The sequence below is a fragment of the Bradyrhizobium sp. NP1 genome, from assembly GCF_030378205.1.
Classification (GTDB): domain Bacteria; phylum Pseudomonadota; class Alphaproteobacteria; order Rhizobiales; family Xanthobacteraceae; genus Bradyrhizobium.
In genome coordinates this window covers 2,660,485-2,684,503 of the sequence record NZ_CP127385.1, presented here as the reverse complement: position 1 = coordinate 2,684,503, position 24,019 = coordinate 2,660,485, and the positions used below count along the sequence as shown (strand labels likewise).

At 65.0% G+C, this 24,019-nt stretch carries 18 protein-coding genes; 12 read left to right on the top strand and 6 right to left on the bottom strand.

The genetic code is table 11. The features are described 5' to 3' along the window. The first annotated feature begins 139 nt into the window (after nucleotides 1-139). The 12 genes from QOU61_RS12735 (at nucleotide 140) to QOU61_RS12680 (ending at nucleotide 14,408) form a co-directional block, all read left to right on the top strand. Nucleotides 140-1,741: an ABC transporter substrate-binding protein gene (locus tag QOU61_RS12735; RefSeq protein ID WP_289658852.1), complete on the top strand. Its 1,602-nt coding sequence runs from the start codon at nucleotides 140-142 to the stop codon at nucleotides 1,739-1,741. Between the two features lie 195 nt (nucleotides 1,742-1,936). Continuing rightward, on the top strand, nucleotides 1,937-2,917 hold the full coding sequence (locus QOU61_RS12730) for an ABC transporter permease (protein ID WP_289658850.1): 981 nt from the start codon (nucleotides 1,937-1,939) through the stop codon (nucleotides 2,915-2,917). Nucleotides 2,918-2,921: 4 nt separating this feature from the next. Further along, complete coding sequence (locus QOU61_RS12725) at nucleotides 2,922-3,896, top strand: ABC transporter permease (protein WP_289658848.1); 975 nt, start codon at nucleotides 2,922-2,924, stop codon at nucleotides 3,894-3,896. Beyond that, the gene (locus QOU61_RS12720) at nucleotides 3,893-4,879 is read left to right on the top strand and encodes an ABC transporter ATP-binding protein (protein WP_289658846.1); all 987 of its coding nucleotides are present in this window, start codon (nucleotides 3,893-3,895) and stop codon (nucleotides 4,877-4,879) included. Before QOU61_RS12725 ends, QOU61_RS12720 begins: the two co-directional genes overlap by 4 nt. Beyond that, nucleotides 4,876-5,865, top strand: coding sequence for an ABC transporter ATP-binding protein (locus QOU61_RS12715; RefSeq protein ID WP_289658844.1), 990 nt, complete (start codon nucleotides 4,876-4,878; stop codon nucleotides 5,863-5,865). The genes QOU61_RS12720 and QOU61_RS12715 overlap by 4 nt, the downstream gene beginning before the upstream one ends. Nucleotides 5,866-6,336: 471 nt before the next feature. Then, nucleotides 6,337-8,145: a gamma-glutamyltransferase family protein gene (locus QOU61_RS12710; RefSeq protein ID WP_289658841.1), complete on the top strand. Its 1,809-nt coding sequence runs from the start codon at nucleotides 6,337-6,339 to the stop codon at nucleotides 8,143-8,145. Nucleotides 8,146-8,150: 5 nt separating this feature from the next. After that, on the top strand, nucleotides 8,151-8,861 hold the full coding sequence (locus QOU61_RS12705; RefSeq protein ID WP_289658839.1) for a DUF1028 domain-containing protein: 711 nt from the start codon (nucleotides 8,151-8,153) through the stop codon (nucleotides 8,859-8,861). Beyond that, the gene (locus QOU61_RS12700; protein ID WP_289658837.1) at nucleotides 8,858-9,847 is read left to right on the top strand and encodes an ABC transporter ATP-binding protein; all 990 of its coding nucleotides are present in this window, start codon (nucleotides 8,858-8,860) and stop codon (nucleotides 9,845-9,847) included. The genes QOU61_RS12705 and QOU61_RS12700 overlap by 4 nt, the downstream gene beginning before the upstream one ends. Nucleotides 9,848-9,920: 73 nt before the next feature. Further along, nucleotides 9,921-11,021: an ABC transporter ATP-binding protein gene (locus QOU61_RS12695; RefSeq protein WP_289658835.1), complete on the top strand. Its 1,101-nt coding sequence runs from the start codon at nucleotides 9,921-9,923 to the stop codon at nucleotides 11,019-11,021. Between the two features lie 22 nt (nucleotides 11,022-11,043). Beyond that, nucleotides 11,044-12,555 carry an ABC transporter substrate-binding protein gene (locus tag QOU61_RS12690; protein ID WP_289658833.1) on the top strand — a complete coding sequence of 504 codons (1,512 nt, stop codon included), beginning with the start codon at nucleotides 11,044-11,046 and terminating at the stop codon, nucleotides 12,553-12,555. Between the two features lie 22 nt (nucleotides 12,556-12,577). Further along, nucleotides 12,578-13,519: an ABC transporter permease gene (locus QOU61_RS12685; protein WP_289658831.1), complete on the top strand. Its 942-nt coding sequence runs from the start codon at nucleotides 12,578-12,580 to the stop codon at nucleotides 13,517-13,519. A 1-nt stretch (nucleotide 13,520) separates the two neighbouring features. After that, nucleotides 13,521-14,408 (top strand): ABC transporter permease, encoded by an 888-nt coding sequence (locus QOU61_RS12680; protein WP_289658829.1) that lies wholly within the window; start codon nucleotides 13,521-13,523, stop codon nucleotides 14,406-14,408. 95 nt (nucleotides 14,409-14,503) lie between these two features. Here QOU61_RS12680 and cnbZ read toward each other — a convergent pair whose 3' ends face one another. From cnbZ to QOU61_RS12650, 6 genes are all read right to left on the bottom strand, one after another. Continuing rightward, nucleotides 14,504-15,247 (bottom strand): 2-amino-5-chloromuconate deaminase CnbZ, encoded by a 744-nt coding sequence (gene cnbZ, locus QOU61_RS12675; RefSeq protein ID WP_289658827.1) that lies wholly within the window; start codon nucleotides 15,245-15,247, stop codon nucleotides 14,504-14,506. Nucleotides 15,248-15,287: 40 nt separating this feature from the next. After that, on the bottom strand, nucleotides 15,288-16,538 hold the full coding sequence (locus QOU61_RS12670) for an adenylate/guanylate cyclase domain-containing protein (protein WP_289658825.1): 1,251 nt from the start codon (nucleotides 16,536-16,538) through the stop codon (nucleotides 15,288-15,290). Beyond that, nucleotides 16,535-16,924, bottom strand: a complete 390-nt coding sequence (locus QOU61_RS12665; RefSeq protein ID WP_289658823.1) for a response regulator — start codon at nucleotides 16,922-16,924, stop codon at nucleotides 16,535-16,537. The genes QOU61_RS12670 and QOU61_RS12665 overlap by 4 nt, the downstream gene beginning before the upstream one ends. After that, the gene (locus tag QOU61_RS12660) at nucleotides 16,921-19,524 is read right to left on the bottom strand and encodes an ATP-binding protein (protein WP_289658821.1); all 2,604 of its coding nucleotides are present in this window, start codon (nucleotides 19,522-19,524) and stop codon (nucleotides 16,921-16,923) included. Before QOU61_RS12660 ends, QOU61_RS12665 begins: the two co-directional genes overlap by 4 nt. Nucleotides 19,525-19,653: 129 nt before the next feature. Then, the gene (locus QOU61_RS12655) at nucleotides 19,654-22,746 is read right to left on the bottom strand and encodes a MexW/MexI family multidrug efflux RND transporter permease subunit (protein ID WP_289658818.1); all 3,093 of its coding nucleotides are present in this window, start codon (nucleotides 22,744-22,746) and stop codon (nucleotides 19,654-19,656) included. A gap of 77 nt (nucleotides 22,747-22,823) precedes the next feature. Continuing rightward, the gene (locus QOU61_RS12650) at nucleotides 22,824-24,017 is read right to left on the bottom strand and encodes an efflux RND transporter periplasmic adaptor subunit (protein WP_289658816.1); all 1,194 of its coding nucleotides are present in this window, start codon (nucleotides 24,015-24,017) and stop codon (nucleotides 22,824-22,826) included. Nucleotides 24,018-24,019 lie beyond the last annotated feature (2 nt).

Below are 24,019 nucleotides of genomic sequence, written 5' to 3'. Positions count from 1 at the left end.
ACGGCGCACCGCCGCGGCAAGCAGCCTCGTATTGCCGCGGAAATCGCCCTTGCGCCGCGGATAAACTCTGTCAACATGGTTCCATCATACCGCGCCGATACGGAAAAAAAATTGGACGGCGCGCCACAGGGGAGAGCCGATGTCGGTCCGTCATATCGTGTTCGCAGCGACGAGCGTCGCCATAGCCGTCATCGGCCTGTCACCGGCATCGAGCCAGACGCTGCGTTACGCCAACCAGGGTGACCTGAAATCGCTCGATCCCTACACGCTGAAGGAGACCACGACGATCGCCCATCACGCCCATGTCTATGAGGGTCTGGTGGGACGCGACAAGGAGCTGAAAATCGTTCCGGCGCTGGCGGAAAGCTGGGAGACGCCGGAGCCGACGCGCTGGCGCTTCCATTTGCGCAAGGGCGTCAAGTTCCACAACGGCGATCCCTTCACCGCCGACGACGTGATCTTCTCCGCCGCGCGCGTGCGCGCCACCGGCTCCAACTTCCTCTCCAACGTCCCGGCCGACGCCAAATTCGTCAAGGTCGACGACTATACCGTGGACGTGCTGCTGGATTCGCCGAACCCCATTCTCACCTCGCAATGGGACGGCTGGTACATCATGGACAAGAAATGGTGCGAGGAGAACAATTCGGTCGCGCCGACGCCAGCCTCCGCCACCACACCGAGCTATGCCTCGCTGCACGAGAACGGCACCGGCCCGTTCATCATCGAGAGCCATCAGCCCGGCGTGAAGACCGTCTTCAAGGTCAACCCGAACTGGTGGGGCAAGCCCGAGCATAATCTCAAGGAAATCATCTTCACGCCGATCTCCTCCGATGCGACGCGGGTGGCCGCGCTGCTGTCGGGCGAAGTCGACGTCGTCGAGCCGGTGCCGATCCAGGACATCCAGCGAGTCAATTCGAGCGGGGTCGCGACCGTGCTCAACGGACCCGAAGTCCGTACCCTCTTCCTCGGCATGGACCAGGCCCGCGACGAGCTGCTCTACTCCAACATCAAGGGCAAGAACCCGTTCAAGGACATCCGCGTCCGCGAAGCCTTCTACCGGGCGATCGACGTCGAGCTGATCAAGAACCGCGTCATGCGGGGCTTGTCGACCCCGTCCGTGCTGATGGTGGCACCGCAGCTGTTCGCGCTGTCGAAGGATTTCGCGCGCCCGAAAGTCGACCCCGATGCCGCCAAGAAGCTGCTCGCCGAGGCGGGCTATCCGGACGGGTTCGAAGTGACGATGGACTGTCCCAACGACCGCTATGTCAACGACGCCGCGATCTGTCAGGCGGTGGTCGGCATGCTGGCCCGCATCGGCATCAAGGTGAACCTGCTGGCTCAGCCCAAGGCGCAGTATTTCGCCAAAGTGCTGAAGCCCGGCGGCTTCAAGACCTCCTTCTACATGCTGGGCTGGACCCCGGCCTCGATGGATTCGCACAACGTGCTGCACGACATCATGGGCTGCCGCGACGACGCCAAGGACCCGACGCGCGGCGAAGCCAATCTCGGCGGCTACTGCAATCGCGCGATCGACACCCTCGCCGACAAGATTCTGATCGAACCCGACGTCGCCAAGCGCGACCAGATGATCAAGCAGGCCTTCGAGATCAGCATCAAGGACTTTGGCTACATCCCGCTGCATCAGCAGGCGCTGTCCTGGGGCGTCTCGAAGAAAGTGAAGCTGACCCAGCGCGCGGACAACCAGGTCCTGCTCTACTGGGCGACCAAACAGGAAGAATAGGGTTTCTCATAACCAAAGTCCCGGTGGCATCATGCTTCCGGGACTTTTGCTTTTTTGCCAAGCGACGACGCGCACGCCATCGCGTTTTCGAGCCAAGTGGGCACCGGTCCGCGTGAAGAAAGCGCGTCAATCCAGAGCCTCGGTTCTGATTCAATCAGAACCGATCATGCTCCGAAAATGAAGTGAAAGGAACAGATGCTCGCCTTCACGCTTCGTCGGGCGCTCCAGGCTGTCGGCGTCATGATCGCCGTCGGCGTCATCGCCTTTGCGATGTTCCGTTTCGCCGGCGATCCCGTGAACCAGATGGTTTCGATCGACACCTCGGCCGCCGAGCGCGCCGCGATCCGCCACTCGCTCGGCCTCGACGATCCCGTGCTGGTGCAGTTCGCGCATTATTTTGTCAATGCCGCGCAGTTCAAGTTCGGCGTCTCCTACCAGTTCCGCCAGCCGGTCGCTACGCTTCTGATGGAGCGGTTGCCGGCGACGCTGGAGCTTGCGACCTGTGCGACCATCCTGGCGCTCGTGTTCGGCATCCTGATGGGGGTCTATTCGGCACTGCGCCGCGACACCTTTCTGGCGAAGGCGTTTCAGGCGGTCTCGCTCATCGGAATTTCGCTGCCGACCTTCCTGATCGGCATCCTGCTGATCTACCTGTTCTCGGTCACGCTCGGCTGGCTGCCCTCCTTCGGGCGCGGCGAGGTCGTGAAGATCGGCTGGTGGACCACGGGCCTCCTCACGCTGTCGGGGCTGAAGGCGCTGATCATGCCCTCGATCACGCTCGGCCTGTTCCAGATGACCCTGATCATGCGGCTGGTGCGCGCCGAGATGCTGGAGGTGCTGCGCACCGACTATATCCGCTTCGCCCGCGCCCGCGGGCTCACCACCCGCGCGATCCATTTCGGCCACGCGCTGAAGAACACGCTCGTCCCCGTCATCACGGTCGTCGGCCTGCAGTTTGGCTCGGTTATTGCATTCTCGATCATCACCGAGACCGTGTTCCAGTGGCCAGGCATGGGGCTGTTGTTCGTGCAGGCGGTGCAGAATGTCGATATTCCGATCATGGCGGCCTACTTGCTGATGGTCTCGCTGATCTTCGTCACCATCAACCTGGTGGTCGACATCCTCTACACCGTGGTCGATCCGCGCCTGCGCGCGACCATCAGCCGACCGGCCTGACACAATGAGCGACGCCGCCCTCCCGCATCGAACTGAATCAGGCAGCGCGCCCGCCCCGGCTCGTCCGGCCGGGTTGTTCGCGCGGCTGGTCGAAAGCGACGTGTTCTATTCGTTCCGCCGCTCGCGGCTCACCATGGTGGCCGCGGCAGTGACGGCGCTGTTCTTCCTGCTCGCGATCTTCGCGCCGCTGCTCGCCGTGCAGAACCCGTTCGATCCGGCACAGCTCCAGCTGATGAATTCGCGCATTGCACCACTGTGGACCGCCGACGGCCAGAGCCCGTTCCTGCTCGGGACCGATGAGCAGGGCCGCGACGTGTTTTCCGCGATCCTCTACGGCCTGCGCATCTCGCTCATCGTCGGCGTGCTCGGCGTAGCGTTCTCCGGCACGCTCGGCATCGGCCTCGGCCTGATCGCGGGCTATTTCGGCGGCATCATCGACAGCCTGATCATGCGCATCGCCGACGTGCAGCTCACCTTCCCCGCGATCCTGATCGCGCTGCTCGTCAACGGCGTGGTCAAGTCGGTGTTCGGCAACCGGCTCGACGAGATGAGCATGCTGGGCGTGCTGGTGTTCGCGATCGGCCTCTCCTTCTGGGTGCAATATGCGCGCACCGTGCGCGGCTCGGTCATGGTGGAGAAGAACAAGGACTATGTCGCGGCCGCCGAGCTGATCGGCCTGCCGGCGCCAAAGATCATGCTGCGCCATGTGCTGCCCAATACGCTTGGGCCGGTGTTGGTGATTGCCACCATCAACCTCGCGCTCGCCATCATCACGGAAGCGACGCTGTCGTTCCTCGGCTCCGGCATGCCCGACACCATGCCCTCGCTCGGCACCCTGATCCGGATCGGCAACAATTATCTGTTTGCCGGCGAATGGTGGATCGTCGCCTTCCCCGGGCTGGCGCTGGCGACGCTGATCCTTTCCATCAACCTGCTGGGCGACTGGCTGCGCGACGCGCTCAACCCGAAACTGCGATGACCGAACCCGTGCTTTCCGTGCGTAACCTTCTGGTGGAGTTCGCACCCCGCCGCGGCACGCTGCGCGCCATCGACGGCATCTCCTTCGATATCGCCAAGGGTGAGGTGCTGGGCGTGGTCGGCGAATCCGGCGCCGGCAAGTCGGTCACCGGGCTTGCCATCATCGGCCTGCTCGACCCGCCCGGCCGCATCGCCGGCGGCGAGGTGCGGCTTGGCGGCATGCGGATCGACAACCTGCCGCCGGACGAACTGCGCCGCGTCAGGGGCAAGCGGATCGGCATGATCTTCCAGGACCCGCTGACCAGCCTCAACCCGCTCTACCGGATCGGCGACCAGATCGTCGAGACCATCCGCACCCATCTGGCGCTGTCGGAGACCGCGGCGCGCAAGCGCGCCATCGACCTGCTCGCGGAAGTCGGCATTTCCGCGCCCGAGAAGCGCATCGACGGCTATCCGCACCAGTTCTCCGGCGGCATGCGCCAGCGCGTCGTGATCGCACTTGCGATCTGCGCCGAGCCCGAGCTGATCATCGCGGACGAGCCGACCACCGCACTCGACGTTTCCGTCCAGGCGCAGATCATCACGCTGATCAAGCGGCTCGGCCGCGACCACGGCACCGCCGTGATGCTGGTGACCCACGACATGGGCGTCATCGCCGAGACCTGCGACCGCGTCGCCGTGATGTATTCGGGGCGCGTGGCCGAGATCGGCCCGGTGCAGGACGTGATCCGCAATCCGTTGCACCCCTACGCCAAGGGACTGATGGGCGCGATCCCGACGCTGGCCGGCGAGGACAAGCGGCTGGTGCAGATTCCAGGTTCGATGCCGCGGCTGTCGGCCATCCCGCAAGGCTGCTCGTTCAACCCGCGCTGTGCGTTTGCCTTCGACCGCTGCCGTATCGAGCGGCCGGAGCCGATCCGGCAAGGCGCCCAGGCGGTCGCCTGCCATCTTTATGACGCGAGCGCCAAGGACAGCGCGGCATGAGCGAAGCGGCTTTCGTCCAGATCAGGAACTTGCGCCGCGTCTTCGACGTCTCGAAGCCCTGGCTCAACCGCGTGATCGAAGGCGGCCATGTCGAATTCCTGAAGGCGGTCGATGGCGTCAGCTTCGAGATCAGGAAGGGCGAGACCTTTGCGCTGGTGGGCGAGTCCGGCTCCGGCAAGACCACGGTCGCGCGCATGGTGGTCGGCCTCCTGCCGCCATCATCAGGGGAAGTGATCATCGACGGCGTGTCGATGTCGAGCGCGAGACAGGCGCAGGCGCGGCAACGGCTGCGCCGCCGCATCCAGATGGTGTTCCAGGACCCCTATGCGAGTCTCAACCCGCGTTTCCGGGTCGATGCCATCGTCGCCGAGCCGATCCGCGCCTTCAACCTGATCCAGGGCGAGCGCGCCATCAGGGAGCGCGTCGGCGAACTCTTGAGCCTGGTCGGCCTGCATCCCGACGACGGCGTGAAATATCCGCATGAATTTTCCGGCGGCCAGCGCCAGCGCATCGCGATTGCGCGCGCGCTGGCGTCGGAGGCGGAGTTCATCGTCTGCGACGAGCCGACCTCGGCGCTCGACGTCTCCGTGCAGGCGCAGATCCTCAATCTGATGCGCGACCTGCAGGACAAGTTCGGCCTCACCTACCTCTTCATCAGCCACAATCTCGCGGTGGTCCGCCACATGGCGAACCGCATCGGCGTGATGTATCTCGGCCGCATCGTCGAGATCGCGGAGGGCCGTGCGCTGTTCGCGGGTCCGCGCATGCCCTACACCAAGATGCTGCTCGGCGCGGTGCCGGATCTGGCGATGTCCGGCCGCCAGCGCATCCCGGTCAAGGGCGAAATCCCCAATCCGATCAATCCCCCGCCCGGCTGCGCCTTCAACCCGCGCTGTCCGCTGGCCTTCGATCTCTGCCGGCGCGAGGCGCCGCAACTGATCGGCGGCGTGGCCTGCCACGCCGTCAATCTAGTGGAGCGGATTTGATGTTCGCTGCCGGCTCGCCGCGAGTCCACGATGCGAACGTCAAATCCAATGCTCCACTAGAATCATATATTTGCGAGTGGTCCTTTAATTCCAGCATTCGCAAAGTGCCCGCTGCAATGGGATGCGAATGTTGGAATTGGACTACTCGCCCCGGCGCCGGCCTGATGCCGTCCGGTTCGGCCGCACGCGGCCAACCGCCGGCCGATCACGGGGATGTGCGGGTAAAACTTGCTGCGGCGCGTGTTGGCATACCAGGCCGGCTGTGATCAATTGCGGCCGCTACTAGTGCCGCCGACCTGAAGTTCCTGCACCACCTGCTGCGCTTCCCTACAGGAGCTTCAGATCGAAAGCGGCACTAGAATCATAGGTTTACTGGTGCCCTTTGCGTTCCGAAGTTCGTGCAAGTGGCCGCGACGATGGATCACGAACTTCGGAAAGCGGGCACCCGCCCCACAACCAGGACCGGTTCCCATGGCCAGCAACATCAACCCCGACCCGTTTACGACCCGGCCGGAAATCGAGGGCACTTTCGGGGTGGTGACGTCGACCCACTGGATCGCCACCGCGGTCGGGATGGCGGCCCTGGAGAAGGGCGGCAACGCCTTCGACGCCGGCGTCGCGGCCGCCTTCACCCTGCAGGTGGTCGAGCCACACCTGAACGGGCCCGGCGGCGACGTGCCTATTATCGTCCATGACGTCAAACGCGGGCGCACGGAGGTGATTTGCGGCCAGGGACCCGCGCCGGAGCGCGCCACCATCGCCCATTACAGGAGCGAGGGGCTCGACATGGTGCCCGGCACCGGGCTGCTGGCAGCCTGCGTGCCCGGCACGTTCGAATCCTGGATGCTGCTGCTCCGCGACTACGGCACGCTGCGGCTGCGCGACGTGCTGGAACCGGCGATCGCCTATGCGCGTGACGGCTATCCGCTGGTCGAGCGGGCGTCCGCGACCATCCAGACCGTCGAGCAATTGTTCCGGCAGTATTGGCCGACCTCGGCTGCGGTCTATCTGCCCAACAACGAGGTGCCGCGGCCCGGCACCATCTTCACCAACAAGCGCCTCGCCGAGACCTATTCCCGCATCCTGAAGGAGGCGGAAAGCGCGGGCAGCGGCCGTGAGGCGCAGATCGAGCGCGCGCGAAAAGCCTGGTCGCAGGGCTTTGTCGCCGAAGCCATCGACAAGTTCTGCCGGACGCAGGCCGTGATGGACGTCTCCGGCTCGCCGCACAAGGGCGTGCTCTCCGCCGACGACATGGCGCGCTGGCAGCCGACGATCGAAGCGCCGCTCACCTACGACTACGGCCGCTACACCGTCTGCAAGGCCGGCGTCTGGAGCCAGGGCCCGGTGATGCTGCAACAGCTCGCGCTGCTGAAGGGGTTTGATCTCGACGGGCTCGACCCTGTTGGTCCCGACTTCATCCATTTGCAGATCGAATGCGCCAAGCTCGCCTATGCCGACCGCGAGACGTTCTATGGCGATCCGAAGTTCTCCGACATTCCGGTCGCGACGCTCTTGTCGGACGCCTACAATGACGCGCGCCGCAAGCTGATTTCGAAGGACAAGGCCTCGCTCGATTTCATTCCCGGCTCGGTCGAGGGTTTTGGCGCTGTCGTCAAGCTGCGCCGCGCCGAAGGCCATCGCGAGGCGGTCGGCGCCATGGGCGCCGGCGAGCCGACCGTCGGCCGCTTCGGCGAGGTGCGCGGCGACACCGTGCATTTCGACATCATCGACAAGGCCGGCAACATGATCTCGGCGACGCCGTCGGGCGGCTGGCTGCAATCCTCGCCGGTCATTCCCGAGCTTGGCTTCTGCCTGGGCAGCCGCGCCCAGATGTTCTGGCTCGAGGAGAATCATCCGGCCTCGCTCGCGCCGGGCAAACGTCCGCGCACCACGCTGTCGCCGACCCTGGCGCTGCGCGACGGCGAGCCGTATCTGGCCTGGGGCTCGCCGGGCGGCGACCAGCAGGATCAGTGGATCACGCAGTTCTTCCTGCGGCATGTCCACGCAAAAATGAACCTGCAGGAAGCGATCGACGCGCCGGCCTGGCACTCCGAGCATTTCCCGATCTCGTTCTGGCCGCGCACCGCGCGTCCCGGCGTGCTCGTGCTGGAGAACCGCGTGCCGAAAAAGACGGTCGAGGAACTGACGCGCCGCGGCCATATCGTCGAGGTCGGCCCCGACTGGTCGGAAGGCCGCCTGACGGCGGCCTCGCGCGTCGGTCCGCGCCGCCGCGCCGCCGCCAATCCCCGGGGTATGCAGGGCTACGCAGCCGGACGATAGGCGCAATGACCTGGTCGATCATCGCCCATGATCCAGAGACCGGCCAGATCGGCATTGCGGTCGCAACAAGATTCTTCGCGGTCGGCGCGCTTGTGCCGCATATCGCCGCCGGCTTCGGCGCCATCGCGACGCAGGCGCTGGTCAATCCGTATTACGGCATCGACGGCCTGAAACTGCTGCGCGAGGGCAAGCATCCCGACGAGGTGATCGCGGCGCTGCTCGCCGGCGACACCGGCCGCGAGAGCCGGCAGGTCCATGTCATGGACGCGCATGGTCGGATCGCCGCGCACACAGGCAAGGAGTGCGTCGACTGGTGCGGCCATATCGCAGCCGACGGGTTTTCCATCGCCGGCAACATGCTGACGGGCGCTACTGTGCTGGATGATACCGCAAATGCCTTCGTCGCCAACGCGGCGCGGCCGTTCGCCGAGCGCCTGATCGCGGCGATGTTTGCCGGCGAAGCGGCCGGCGGCGACAAGCGAGGCAGGCAATCGGCCGCGCTCCTCATCCATGGCGAGGAGGAATGGTCTGATCTGGATCTCCGCGTCGACGACCATTCCGATCCACTGGCCGAGCTCGCCCGGCTCGAACGCGCCAGCCGCGAGCGCTGGGTGCATTTTCGGAAATTCCTGCCGACGCGGAAAAATCCCGCCGGCATTACCGACCGGGCCGTCATCGACGCGGCGATCGCGGCCGCAACAGCAGGCGAGCGATGAGCGCGGCGCCCTTGATCGAGATCGAGGGCCTGCGCGTGCTGTTCCGCGGCGACGACGGCCGCATTACGTACGCCGTCGACAGCGTCGACCTCGCGGTCGAAAGCGGCGCGACGCTCGGCCTCGTCGGCGAATCCGGCTGCGGCAAGAGCGTGACGTCGCTCGCGATCATGGGGCTGCTGCCGAAGCGCTCGGCGGAGGTTTCCGGCGCCATCCGTTTCGACGGCTTCGATCTCCTGAAGGCGGGCGACGACCGCCTGCGCGATCTGCGCGGCGACCGGCTCGCGATGATCTTCCAGGAGCCGATGACCTCGCTCAATCCGAGCTTCACCATCGGCGACCAGATCATCGAGACCATCCTGCGCCATCGCGGCGGATCGCGCCGCGCGGCGCGCGAGCGCGCGATCGAGCTGTTGCGCCGCGTCCATATCCCCTCGCCCGTCAAGCGCATCGACGACTACCCGCACAAGCTTTCCGGCGGTCAGCGCCAGCGCGTGATGATTGCTATTGCGCTTGCCTGCGATCCAAAACTCCTGATCGCGGACGAGCCGACCACCGCGCTTGACGTCACGCTGCAGGCGCAGATCCTCGATCTGATGCGCGAGCTGAAGGCGACGAGCCAGGCCGCGATCATCCTCATCACCCATGATCTCGGCGTCGTCGCCGAGGTCTGCGACGAGGTCGCGGTGATGTATGCCGGCGAAATCGTCGAACGAGCGCCGGTGAACGAGCTGTTCGCCTCGCCGCAGCATCCCTACACCGTCGGCCTGCTCGGCTCGATCCCGCGCCTCGACCGCCGTGCCGTACATCTCGCCACCATCGAAGGCATGGTGCCGAACATGACCATGCCGCCGCCTGGCTGCCGCTTCGCCCCGCGCTGCCCGTTCGCAAGCGAGGCCTGCACGCGAACGCGGCCGGCACTCGCACCGCTGAGCCCGACGCACTGGTCGCGCTGCATCAAGGCGCCGCTGGAAAGGCTGGTGTCGTGATGGCGCGATGCATAACGAATGTTTCCTTTCCCTTCCCGCCGCTCCGCTTCGCTTCGCGTAGGGAGGGAAGCAGATGACCGCGCTGCTGGAAGCGAAAAACCTGGTCAAGCATTTCGTCGCCACACGCTCGGTGTTCGGCCGGCCGACCGCCGTCGTCAAGGCCGTCGACGGCGTGAGTTTTCATGTCGAAGCCGGCGAGACACTGGCGCTGGTCGGCGAATCCGGATGCGGCAAGTCGACGCTGAGCCGGCTGGTGCTGCGCCTGATCGAGCCCGATGCGGGCGAGCTCCGTTTCGGGGGCCGTGATCTCTTGGCCTTCAGCACGGAGGAATTGCGTTCCTTCCGGCGCCAAGCCCAGATCATCTTCCAGGACCCCTACGCCTCCCTCAACCCGCGGATGACCGTCAACCAGATTCTGGCCGAGCCGCTCGCCCTGCACGATCTCGTGCCGCGCGAAAACCGCCGCGCCCGCGTCGAGGAGCTGCTGCGGCTGGTCGGCCTGGAGCCGCGTTTCGCGCGGCGCTATGCCCACGAATTCTCCGGCGGCCAGCGCCAGCGCATCGCGATCGCGCGTGCGCTCGCGGTCGAGCCGAAACTCATCATCTGCGACGAGCCGGTTTCCGCGCTCGACGTCTCGATCCGCTCGCAGATCCTCAACCTGCTGCGCGACCTGCAGGACCGTCTCGGGCTCGCCTACATCTTCGTCTCGCACGACCTCGCCGTCGTCAAGCACATCGCCGACCGCGTCGCGGTGATGAACCTCGGCAACATCGTCGAGATGGCGGATACAAGTGCGCTGTTTGCCGCCCCGCGCCATCCCTATAGCCGCGCGCTGTTGTCGGCGATCCCGGTGCCGAAGCCGCAGGCCAAGCGTAGCCGCATGCTGTTGCAGGGCGAATTGCCGAGCGCGATGAACCCTCCTTCGGGTTGCCGCTTCCACACCCGCTGCCCTCATGCGATCGAGCGCTGCCGCAGCGAAGCGCCGGAGCTGATCGGAGATGACGCGGGCCACGCCACCGCCTGCCACCGCACGGCCGACTTGCCGCCAGCCGGCGCGATCGTGCCCGCCGACGGCGGCTTCTCACCCGTGCTGGAAAGGCTGGTGGCGGCTTTCAGCGAGAACAGGGAAGGACCGGCTGCGACCGGGGTTGGTACAGTGAAGCCTTCGGACTGACCAGAAGCAAGGGGACAGGCGTATGAAGCTCTCGCGTTGGGCGGCTATATCGGCAGCATTGTGGATCTCGTGGGCGTCGGGCGCTGCAGCGCAGACGACCTTGCGCATCGGGCTTGCGGAAGACCCTGATGTGCTCGATCCGACCATGGCGCGCACCTATGTCGGGCGCATCGTGTTCGCGGCCTTCTGCGACAAGCTGTTCGACATCGACGAGAAGCTGAACATCGTGCCGCAGCTTGCGCTGTCCTATTCGACCTCCGACGACGGCAAGGAAGTCGCGATCAAGCTGAGGCCCGGCGTCAAGTTCCATGATGGCGAGCCGTTCGATGCGGAGGCCGCCAAATACTCGCTGGAGCGGCACCTCACCTTCCCGGGATCGTTCCGCAAGCCCGAACTTGGCGCAGTCGATCGGGTAGAGGTGGTCGATCCGCTCACGGTCAAGCTGGTATTGAAGAACCCCTACTCCCCGCTGATCGCGCAGCTCACCGACCGCGCCGGCATGATGGTGTCGCCGAAGGCGGCGAAGGCCGCCGGCGACAAGTTCGGCCTGCATCCGATCTGCGCCGGCCCCTACAAATTCGTCGAGCGCGTGCAACAGGACCGCATCGTGTTCGAGAAGTTCGCCGACTACTGGAACAAGGACAATGTCTTCATCGACCGTGTCGTGTTCCTGCCGATTGTCGATGCCACCGTCAGGCTCGCCAACCTCAAGTCCGGCGGCCTCGATCTGATCGAGCGCGTGCTTGCCACCGACATCAAGGATGTGCGCGCGGATTCGCGACTGAAGCTGTCGACCGCGATCGAGCTCGGCTACCAGGGCATCACGTTGAACATCGGCAACGACAAGAACAAGGGACCCCTGAGCCAGTCCGCCAAGGTGCGTCAGGCGCTGGACTGGTCGATCGACCGCGAGGCGATCAACCAGGTGGTGTTCAACGGCGAGTTCAAGCCCGGCAACCAGTGGGTCAACCCCGATCACCCCTATTACCAGCAGTCCTTCCCCGTCCACGGCCGCGACGTCGAGAAGGCCAAGGCGCTGTTGAAGGAAGCCGGCGTCAAGCCGCCGGTTGCTGTCGACTTCATGGTGCCGAAGGGCGCGGAGACCGAGGCGGTCGCCCAGGTCGTGCAGTCGATGGCCTCGGAAGCCGGTTTCGACATGAAGATCCGCGTCACCGAGTTCGCCACCTCGCTCAAGCAGGCGGAAGCCGGCGAGTATCAGGCCTACATGCTGGCCTGGAGCGGGCGGATCGATCCCGATGGCAATTCATATGTTTTCCTGCACAAGGACGCGCCGCAGAACTACAGCGTCTGGGCCAACGCCGACGCCGACAAGGCGCTCGACGACGCGCGCCTCGTCACCGACATGGCGCAGCGCAAGGCGATCTACGAGAAGCTGACGAAGCTCGAGCTGGAAGACCACGCCATCCTCTATCTCTATCACCGCCGCATCCTGATCGCGCATACCAACAAGCTCGAAGGCTACAAGCAGATGCCGGATGGGCTGGTCCGCGTCATCGGGCTGAAGCTGAAGTGAGGACAGCCGGCAAGGAAAAGCCATGCTGAACTTCCTGGCCCGCCGCATCGTGCAACTGATCCCGACACTGTTCTTCGTGTCGATCCTGATCTTTTCGCTGCAACAGCTTCTGCCCGGCGACCCCGCGCTGGTCATGGCAGGCGAGGAGCGCGATCCGGCCGTGATCGCACAGATCCGCCAGCAATACCGGCTCGACCAGCCGATCCCGGTGCAATACGCCTATTGGATCAAGGGCGTTCTGTCGGGCGATTTCGGCGAGTCGCTGCGGATCAAGGTGCCGGTGCTGCAATTGATCCGCGAGAAGCTGCCGGTGACGCTGCAGCTTGCCGCGATGGCGATCGTGATCGCGTTCTTGATCGGCATTCCCGCCGGCATCATCTCGGCGGTGAAGAAAGGCACCGCCTGGGACTATGGCGCGAACCTGTTCGCGCTGTGGGGCATCTCGACCCCGAACTTCTGGCTCGGCATCATGTTGATCTTCCTGTTCTCGATCGAGCTCGGCTGGCTGCCGGCCTCCGGCTACGTGCCGCTGTCGGAGAACTGGCGCGCGAGCCTTGCCGCCACCATCATGCCCGCGTTCGTGCTCGGCAATGCCATCGCAGCGATCCTGATGCGGCACACCCGCAGCGCCATGCTGCAGGTGCTGGAAAGCGACTATGTCCGCACCGCCCGCGCCAAGGGCCTGACCGAGCGCTCGGTGATCCTGAAACATGCGATGCGCAACGCGCTGACGCCCATCATCACGCTGGGCGCACTGGAGCTCGGCACGCTGCTGTCGGGCGCGGTGCTGACCGAGCAGATCTTCTCGATCCCCGGTTTCGGCAAGCTGATCGTGGACGCCGTGTTCAACCGCGACTACGCCGTGGTGCAGGGCGTGGTGCTGGTGACGGCGACGATCTACATCACGCTCAACCTGATCGCCGATATCGCCTATATCCTAGTCAATCCGCGGCTGAGGGCGTGAAATGACCGACGCCGCGCTTTCCGCGCTAGCCGCCGAGCTCGACGAAACGCTGGAAAGCCCGGCGCGGCGCGCGCTGCGGCGCCTGTTCAAGCGCAAGGGCGCCGTGATCGGCATGGTCGTGATCGCGACCTTCATCGTGCTTGCGGTGTTCGCGCCGCTGGTCGCGCCCTATGATCCGCTCGCGACAAGCTGGACGCTGGTGCGGAAAGCCCCCTCGGCCGCGCACTGGTTCGGCACCGACGACCTCGGCCGCGACGTGCTGGCGCGCGTGATCTATGGCGCCCGCGCCTCGCTGCTGGCGGGTGCGATCTCCGTCACCATTGCGCTTGCGATCGGCGTGCCGCTTGGGCTGCTCGCGGGCTATCGCGGCGGCTTCATCGACGCGCTGATCAGCCGGATCACCGATGCGATGCTCGCCTGCCCGTTCCTGATCCTGGCGATCGCGCTCGCCGCCTTCCTCGGCCCGAGCCTCGGCAACGCCATGATCGCGATCGGCGTCAGCGCAACCCCGATCTTCATCCGGCTCACCCGCGGGCAGGTGATGAGCGTCAAGGTCGAGGACTATGTCGAGGCGGCGCGCGCCATCGGCAATCCGCGCTGGCGCATCGCGCTGTTCCACATCCTGCCCAACATCCTCCCCGCTTTGCTGGTGCAGGCGACGCTGTCGATCGCGGCGGCGATCATCGCGGAGGCCGCCCTCTCCTTCCTGGGCTTAGGCCAGCAGCCGCCGGCGCCGTCCTGGGGCAGCATGCTCAACGCCGCGCAGCGTTTCCTCACCAATGCGCCGTGGATGGCGATCTGGCCGGGACTTGCGATCTTCTTCGTCGTGCTGTCGCTCAACCTCGTCGGCGACGGCCTGCGCGACGCGCTTGATCCAAGGGAACGATAGGTTCATCTGACAAACTGCCGAGGCAACCCTATTCTCACCCTCCCCTGGAGGGGGAGGGTACGCCAAGCCGCACCTTGATCAGCGGTTAGTCTAGATTAGATCACCGTCTCCCGCAGCACGCGCCGGCAATCCATCTCGTATTCGAGGTCGATCACCGGCGGACGGGCAAAGTGCCAGGTGAAGCCGGTGCGGGCGGCACCGCGACGAACCAGCTCCTCGGCGAATACCGGGTGGACGTCGTGGATGGTGTAGGCCTGCACGCCGGTGGCATCCTTCCAGCCGAAGCCGAACGCCTCCATCCGGCTCTCCATCTCGCGCGTGGTGAAGCGGACCTTTTCCCGCCAGCCCTCAGGGCTCATGTCGCGATAGCGCACGATGCGCTCGGGATAGGGCGCGTTGCCGCCGCGCGCCTCGGCGCCGCCGGCGATCACGAAGCTCGGCGCCTTGTGCTGGCTCGGCCGCGTGAAGGAGAACGCGTAGAACGACGGCTCCGACGGCGGGTCGATCTCGGGACAGACATTGCTGCGCGCCACCGGATTGGTGGTGCCGTCATAGATCCCCCAGGCCGCCAGCGTCTTGACGTAGTGCTCGTTGAACCTGCGAAAGCCCTCTTCGGTGAAGGCGGCCGGCGAGCGCAGCTCGCAGGCGCAGAACGCGGTCAAGGGCCGGCCCGCCGCCTGGATATATTTCGCGGCCTCGGCAAAACCTTCAGCGAGCGGCAGCCATCTGTCGAAGCGCACCCGCTCGATCTCGTAGCCGGGCAGCGCGGCGGCGCCGCTCGAATACTGAAACACGGCGGGAATGAAGCGGTAATTGCCGGCAGCGAAATCGCGCACCATCTGGATGCTCCCTGTTTTTTTGGTTGAGCGGTTTCCGTTCCTATTCGAGCTGCATGCGCACGCCCTTGGCGCCGTTGAGCAGCCGCCTCAGATGGAAGCCAGCCAATGCATCGTCGGCATGCAGCCCGACCAGCGCCGCAAACGCCGGCATCGCGCCTGCATCGCCGGCTTCGAGTTTTGCGAAGGCTTCGGCGTATTGGGCGGTCGCTGGCGTACCGACCGCCTCCCCCCGCAACGGCTCGTAGGCGCGCAACGGTTCGCTGCGCCCACGCAGCATCAGGTCGCCGACCGGCCGGCCCTTGAAATCTTTCGCGGTAGAAGCGATCGCCGCGCTGGCGCAGATGCGGGTACCCAAGAACTTGTTGGCGGCCTCGAGCCGCGCCGCGGTGTTGATGCTATCGCCATAGGCCGTGTAGTCGAAGAAGCGGCTGCCGCCGAAATTGCCGACCAGCGCGCTGCCGGCATGGACGCCGATCCGGGTCGCGCCGAAATTGACACCCCTCGCCTTCCAGCGCTCGCGAAAACCCTCCGCCCAGATGTCGAGATCGTGCGCGCAGGCTACCGCCCGCGTCGCATAATCAGGCTGCTCGCCGGGCGCGTTGAACAGAATCTGGATCGCGTCTCCGATGATCTTCGCGACCGTGCCCTCATGGGCGAATACGACGTCGGTCATGCCGCCGACATATTCGTTGAGCATCTCGCCGAGCACCTCGGGCGCGACGGTTTCCACCAGCGACGTGAAGCCCGCGATGTCGGTAAAGATCACGGCGACGTCGCGCCAATGCACGTCCATGGCGTCGCCCTCGCCGGTCGCCGCGAGCCTGCTTGCGATCTGCGGCGAGAAATAGCGGGACAGCGAGGCATAGGCGCGCTCCGCCTCGATCTGGCGGCGTCGCGCCTCGCGCAGCATCTCGACATGGCGGATGGTCTTGTCGATGGTAGCTTCGAGGTCGCCAAAATCGATCGGCTTGGTCAGGAAGTCGAACGCGCCGCGGTTCATCGCGGTCCGGATATTGCTCATGTCGCCATAGGCCGAGACGATGATGGTCGACTTCTTGTCCTCGGCCTCCTGCAGCTTGGCGAGCAGCGACAGGCCGTCCATGCGCGGCATGTTGATGTCGGAGACCACCATGTCGACCTGCGGATGCTGCGCGAGCGACTGCAGCGCATCCAGGCCGTCATGCGCGAACATGAAGCTGACGACGCCCTCGCGGATCTGCCTGCGAAACTTCTGCAGGACGAGCGCCTCGAGATCGGGCTCGTCGTCGACGACGAGAATGGTGGCGGTCATGCGGCCTGCTCGAGCCTCATGTCGATCTCCTGCCGCAACTGCGCGAAGTCGATCGGCTTGGTCAGAAGTCCCTCCGCGCCGCGCTCGATCGCCTTGCGGCGCGTTTCGGCATCGCCATAGGCGGTGATCATGATGACGGGAACCTCGGGGCGCTCGGCGCGCACCCGCGGCAGCATCTCAAGCCCGCTCATGCCGGGCATGTTGATGTCAGACAGGATCAGGATCAGCGACGGCTCGCCGAGCTCAGCGGCCCGCTCCAGCGCGACCGGCGCCGACGGCGCGAATTCCATCTGAAAACGCCCGGCCCGCAGGTCGCGCCGGAACTGCTGGCGAAACAGCGATTCGACATCCGGCTCATCGTCGACGACGAGTATGTAAACGCTCAATTCCTGCCTCCGGTACTTTCCTGCGCCGCGAGCGTCCTCGGCAGCGTGATGATGAATTCGGTAAATGCGCCCGGCGCGGTCTCGACCTCGATCCTGCCGCCATGCTGTTTCACCACGATGTCATGGCTCATCGAGAGCCCAAGCCCGGTACCCTCGCCTGCCGGCTTGGTGGTGAAGAAGGGATTGAACATCTTCTCCCTGACGTCCTTCGGGATGCCGGTGCCGTTGTCGCGGATGCGGATCTCGACGCGGTTGCCAAGATTCCGGGTGGTGGCGCGCAGCGTCGGCTCGAAGCCGGCTTCCCCCGCCGCCTTGCGCTTGGTCGCGGCGTAGAAGCCGTTCGAGATCAGGTTGAGGAAGACGCGGGTGATCTCCTGCGGATAGAGATCGACCATGCCGGCTTGCGGATCGAGGTCGCGCTCGAGCGCAATATTGAAGCCCGATTTTTCCGCCCGCGCGCCGTGATAGGCGAGATTGAGGCTTTCCTCGACGATCGCGTTGATGTCGGCCGACCGGCGCTCGCCCGAACCCTCGCGCGAATGCAGGAGCATGTTCTTCACGATCGAATCGGCGCGCTTGCCGTGCTGCACGACCTTCTCGAGGTTGCCCTTCAGCATGTGGGTGAGCTCGTCGACCTCCTCGCGCGTCTTGTCGTCGAGCGCGGCGATCTTCAGCAGGTCGTTCAACTCGTCGATCAGCTCGGTGGACAGCGCCGAGAAGTTGTTGACGAAGTTGAGTGGATTCTTGATCTCGTGCGCGATGCCGGCGGTGAGCTGGCCGAGCGAAGCAAGCTTCTCGGTCTGGATCAGGCGGTCCTGCGCGGTACGCAATTCGTCGAGCGACTGCGAGAGTTCCGTCGTGCGCTGGCGCAGCTCGTTGAGCAGCCGCGCGTTCTCGATGGCGATGACCGCCTGGTTCGCGAAGTTAGTGACGAGGTCGATTTGCTTTTCCGTGAACGGCTGAACCGTCTGGTGGAAGATGCCAATTGCGCCGATCACCTCGTTGTCCTTGAGCATCGGTACCGCGACGATCGTCCGCGCTCCAGCGAGGTCAGTATTTGCCCGGCGAACAGGATCCCCTTCAACATAGGCTTGTTCCGCCATGGCATCTTCGATGTGAACGACTTGCCTCGTCTTGAGCAACCGGCCCATGGCAGTGCTTGGGCCCGGATGGATAACCGGTTCACGCTTCCTCAGATCGGCAAAAGCTGGTGGTGCATTATGGAGAGCTACGCAGCGCGCCGCGGTTCCTTCGATCAGCCACATCATTCCGAATTTTGCACCGCAAATCTTCGTTGCATTAGCTAGCATCGCATCGAAGACTGGTTGCAGATCGCCCGATGAATTGCTGATGACCTTCAGCACATCGGCGGTAGCCGTCTGCTGCTCCAGCGATTCCTTCAATTCGGACGTGCGCTGCTCGACCTTGTTTTCGAGGTCGGCATAGGATTCCTGCAGCCGCGCGCCCATGTCGTTGAACTGGTCGGCGAGCCCTTCGAGCTCGTCCCCGGTCTTGATCGAGATGCGCTGGGAGAAGTCACCGCTGCCGATGCGCGCGGCGCCGGCGCGCAGCGCCTGGATCGGGCCGACCATGCGACGGGCGAGGAAAATTCCCGCCAGCACCGCAAACAGCGATGCGGCGAGCAGCACGATCGCAAGCCGCTGCAAGGCGGCATAGAGCGAGGCATAGGCTTCCTCGACCGGCAGCTCGACGAACATGGTCCAGCCGAGCGGCGCGATCGGCGCCGAGGCCGTCAGAACCTGCTGGCCCTGGATGTTGAGCGCGCCCTGCAATTCATCGGCCATGCCACTGCCGCGGCCGGCCTGCGCCGCCTGCACCTGCGCGAGTTTCGACATGTCGGTGTTGCGCAGCACGAGGCTGATGTCGGGGTGCGCAATCAGGCGGCCCTGCGCGCCGACCACATAGGCGTGGCCGTGCTCGCCGACCTTGATCTGCGAGACGACGTCCCAGATCAGCTTGAGGTTGACCTCGGCGATGCTGACGCCGGCGTCCTTGCGGGTGCCCGCTAAGGCCAGCGTCATGTAGGGCTCGGACTCGCGGCGGAAATAGACCGGGCCGTAATAGACCTTGTGGGCGACCGCTTCCGTGAATTTCGGATCGGCGGACAAATCGAGCCCGCTGTCGACCACGTCCATGGCGAGCCGCGAGACGCGCAGCCGCTCCTTGCCGGTCGAATCCACCTGCGCGAGCTCGGTGATCGCCGGCACCTGGCGCAACAGGCGGAGCGCGTCGAATCGGCGCTGCTCGATCGAGCCGGCGGACCAGGGCAGCTGCGTGGTCCAGCCGAGCTGGCTTTCGATTTCCTTGATGAACTGGCCGATCTTGGCGGCAGCCGCCTCGGCCTGCTCGTGCTGGATCCGGATCAGCGCCGCCTTGTGCTCGCGGTAATAGAAGAAAACCTCGAAGATCCCGTTGGATAGCAGGGCAATCGCAACCACCGCGACAAACAGCGCGACATATTTGGTGAACAGCCGGCTGTGGACCTTCCCGCCCGGCACGGCCGGCGTCTCCGGCGCGTCGGCGCGCGGCGTCGCCAGCGTCCGCCCCTGCGGCGCGTCGGGATGGAGGGAAATGCTCATTCCCTTACCTTTAGCAAGAAGCCTCGATCTTGTCTCTTACCGCACCGCAGCAAGGGCGCGCGGCGCCGAAACGAAAACGGCGGCCGCTGGTGTGGCGGCCGCCGTTCAAATCATGAGGGGGTCGGCAGGTCAGGTCGGCTTGAGCGCGCGGCCCAAATCGTAGTCCGCGATCTGCTTGGCCCGCTCGGAGTTCGCCTTGGCCTGATGGTCGGTCGCGAGCGTGACATAGACCGCGGGCAGCACGAACAGCGTGAACAGGGTGCCGATCGTCATGCCCGCCACCACCACGAGCCCGATCGAGAAGCGGCTGGCCGCGCCCGCGCCGGAGGCGGTGAGCAGCGGCAGCAGGCCTGTCACCATCGCCGCGGTGGTCATCAGGATTGGACGCAGGCGGATGCGGGCCGCCATCTCGATCGCCGAGCGGCGGTCGAGCCCCTCATTGAGCTGAAGCTCGTTGGCAAACTCCACCATCAGGATGCCGTGCTTGGTGATCAGGCCGACCAGCGTCAGCAGGCCGACCTGGGTGTAGATGTTCATCGTCGCCACCCCGAAGAACAGCGGGATCAGGGCGCCGACGATCGCCATCGGCACCGAGATCATGATCACGAGGGGATCGCGCAGGCTTTCGAACTGCGCCGCCAGCACCAGGAAGATGATGATGATCGCGAACATGAAGGTGATCAGGAGCTGATTGCCTTCATGCACGTATTGCCGGGAGTCGGACAGGAAATCGTGACTGAAACCCGATGGCAGCTTCTTCGCTTCGCCTTCGAGAAATTCGACAGCCTGTCCCATGGAGACGCCGGGCATCGGCACGGCCTGGAAGGTCGCCGAGTTGAGCTGGTTGTAATGGGTCAGCGCGTTCGGATCGGTCCCGGTCTGGACAGAAACCACCGTCGAGAGCGGCACGAGCTGGCCGGTGGTGGTCGGAACGTAGTAGCCATCGAGCGAATCCGGCGAGAGGCGCTTTTCGCGCGGCACCTGCGGGATCACCTGATAGGATCGTCCTTCCAGGTTGAAGCGATTGACGTAATTGCCGCCGAGCAGCGTCGCCAGTGCGCCGCCGATCGACTGCATGGTGATGCCGAGATCGCTCGCCTTGGAACGGTCGACCTTCACACGAACCACCGGCTGGTTGAAGTCGAGGTCGCTGTCGGAGACGATGAACAGGCCGCTCTTGCGCGCGGCGTCCTTCAGCTTCGCCATCTGGTCGAAGACCTGCTCGAACCCGGCGGTCGAGCTGATGACCATCTGCACCGGCAGACCGCCCGGGCCGCCCGGCAGCGGCGGCAGGCTGAACGCGAACGCGTTGACGCCCTCGATCTTCGACAGCTCTCCCTGCACCAGCGGCTGCAACTGCTGGGCGGAGCGCTTGCGCTCATCCCACGGCTTGAGCAGCATGCCGGCGAAGCCGCCTTGCGGACCGGTGATGCCGTTCAGCACGAAGCGCAGGTCGGTCTCAGGAAACTTCTGGAACTCCTTGTCGATCTTGTCGCCGTAGAAATCGATATAGTCGATGTTGGCGTATTTCGGCGCCTTGGTCACCGCGAACACGATGCCCTGGTCTTCCTGCGGCGCCAGCTCCTTCGAGGTGTGCATGTAGAGGAAGCCGACCAGGCCGAGAATGGTCACCGCAAACAGCCCGGTGATCGGCCGATAGTCGAGCGAGCGGTCGAGCTTGCGGCCATACCAGCGCGTCACTGCACCGAACACCTTGTTGACGAGCTTGGCGAAGCGTCCTTCGTCGGCGCTCTTGAGGAAGACCGAGCACATCATCGGCGACAGCGTCAGCGCGATCACGCCCGACACGATGACCGAGCCCGCGAGCGTGAAGGCGAATTCGCGGAACAGCGCACCGGTCACGCCGCCGAGGAAGCCGATCGGCGCATACACCGCCGCCAGCGTGATGGTCATGGAGACGACGGGGCCGACGATCTCGCGCGCGCCCTTCAGCGCCGCCTGTACCGGTGGCAGGCCTTCCTCGAGGTGGCGGTGGATGTTCTCCACCACTACGATGGCGTCGTCGACCACGAGTCCGATCGCCAGCACCATGGCGAGCAGCGTCAGCAGGTTGAAGCTGAAGCCGGCGGCAAGCATCAGGATGCAGACGCCGATCAGCGACAGCGGAATGGTGACGACCGGAATCACGACCGACCGGATCGAGGCCAGGAACAGGAAGATGACGACGACGACGATCAGCACCGCCTCGCCCAGCGTCTTCTGGACCTCGTCGATCGAGGACTGGATGAATTTGGTGGAGTCATAGGCCACCTTCATCTTCATCGAGGGCGGCAGGTTGCGCTCCAGCTCGGGGAACAGCGCGCGCACGCCCTTGACCAGCGTCAGCGGGTTGCCCTGCGGGGTTGCCTTGATGCCGATGAAAATCGCATGCTCGCCGTTGAAGGCGACGCTCGCATCCGTGCTCTGGGCCGCGAGCTCGACCGTGGCGATGTCCTCGACCCGCACGAAGCCGCCGTCCTTCGACTTCACGATCATCCGCTTGAACTGATCGATGTTCTGCAGATCGGTGTTGGCCGAGACGTTGGAGACGATGAAATAGCCCTTGGTCTGGCCGGCGGCGGCCTGGAAATTGTTGGCGGCGATCGCGGCCGCAACGTCGTTTGGCGACACGCCGCGTCCGGCCATGCGGACCGGATCGAGCCAGAGCCGCATCGCGAACGTCTGGCCGCCGAGGATGTCGGCGGACGCGACACCGTCGACCGTCGAGAGCACCGGCTGCACCACGCGCGTCAGATAGTCCGATATCGCCGAGCCCGACAGTTCCTCGCTGGAGAAGCCGAGATACATCACCGCGATGGTGTCGCCGGTCGCCTTGCTGACGACCGGGTCGTTGGATTCCTTCGGAATCAAATATTTGACCGAGTTGACCTTGGCGAGCACCTCGGTCAGCGCCTGGTTCGGATCGAAGTTGAGCTTGACGAAGACCTGGATCGTGCTGGTGCCCAGCACCGACGACGAAGTGATGTAGTCGACGCCCTCGGCCGAGGCGACGGCCTGCTCGATCGGGGTGGTGATGAAGCCCTGGATCAGGTCCGCCGACGCGCCGGGATACGACGTGGTGATCGTCACCACCGTGTTCGACAGGTTGGGATATTGCCGGATCGGCAGCACGGTCGCGGCGCGCAGGCCGAGCAGAAGGATCAGCAGGCTGACGACGACCGACAGCACCGGACGCTTGATGAAAATATCAGTGAAGGCCATCGCCAACCTATTCGTTTTTATCTGCCGCTTGCGGCAAAGCGTTGCGGAGGGCCAATGGCCCTCCGGGATAATTGCGCTCAGTAGCGCGGCGGCTCCGCAGGAACCGGCGGCGCCGGATCGGTGGAGATCGCGACCGGCATTCCCGATTGCAGCTTGATCTGCCCGACAGCGACAACGCGGTCGCCGGGCTGCAGGCCCTTGAGGATCTCGGCGCGGCCCTCGATCCGGTTTCCGGTCTTCACGAAGGTCCGCTCCGCGGTCAGGCCGGTCTTGCCGTCGGCGCCCTTCTTCTCCGTGATCAGGAACACCGAATCCCCGTACAGCGTGTAGTCGACCGCCGTTTCCGGAACGGTGACGACCGCCGGCCTCTCCGGCAGCACGATCGTCGTGGTCGCGAACATGCCGGGCTTGAGGATGTGATCGGGATTGTTGACCGTCGCCTGAATGCGGATGTTACGGGTATCGCTCGCGATCTGCGGCTCGATCGTCGTGATCTTGCCCTCGAAGGTGCGGCCCGGATAGGCGTCGACCGCGATGCGCACGGTCTGGCCGACGCTGAGCTGCGCACTCTGCTTTTCCGTCGCGGTCAGGTTGGCATAGAGCATCGACAGATCGGTCAGCGAGACGATCTGCGTGCCCGCAGTGAGGAACTGGCCGACCTCGACCTTGCGAACGCCGAGTTCGCCGTCGAACGGCGCGCGCACCAGCTTCTGCGAGATGATCGCCTCGGTCTTGGCGATGCCCGCACTGGCCTGGTCGAACGCCGCCTGCGCCTGGTCGACGGTCGCCTGCGGCCCGAACTGGCGGGCGGCCAATTGCTTGGCGCGGTCGAGCTGGAGCTGCGCGACGGTCGCCTGCGCCTTGTAGTTGGCGAGGTCGCCCTGATCGGGACCGTCGAACAACTGCACCAGCGGCGTACCCGCCGTGACATGCGCGCCGGGGCTGAACATGATGTCGGTGATGCGGCCGGAGACGTCGGAGGTGACGTTGACCTGGTGCACCGCGACGAGCTCGCCGACCGCGGTCAGGAGGTTCGGAATCACCTCGGACTTCGCCTCGACCACGCTCACGCTTGCCGGCGGCGGCTTATTGTTGGCGAAGAACTGCGCGATCATGTGGCTGCGGAAGGCGTTGAAGCCGACCAGCCCTCCGGCCAGCACGAACAGCGCCAGCCCCACGATGATGAACCAGCGCACCGTCCGCACCGGGCGCGTGCGCGGCTTGTCGCTGATCGGTTTGCCCGCAAGCTTGGGTTCGGTCGCGATATTCATGG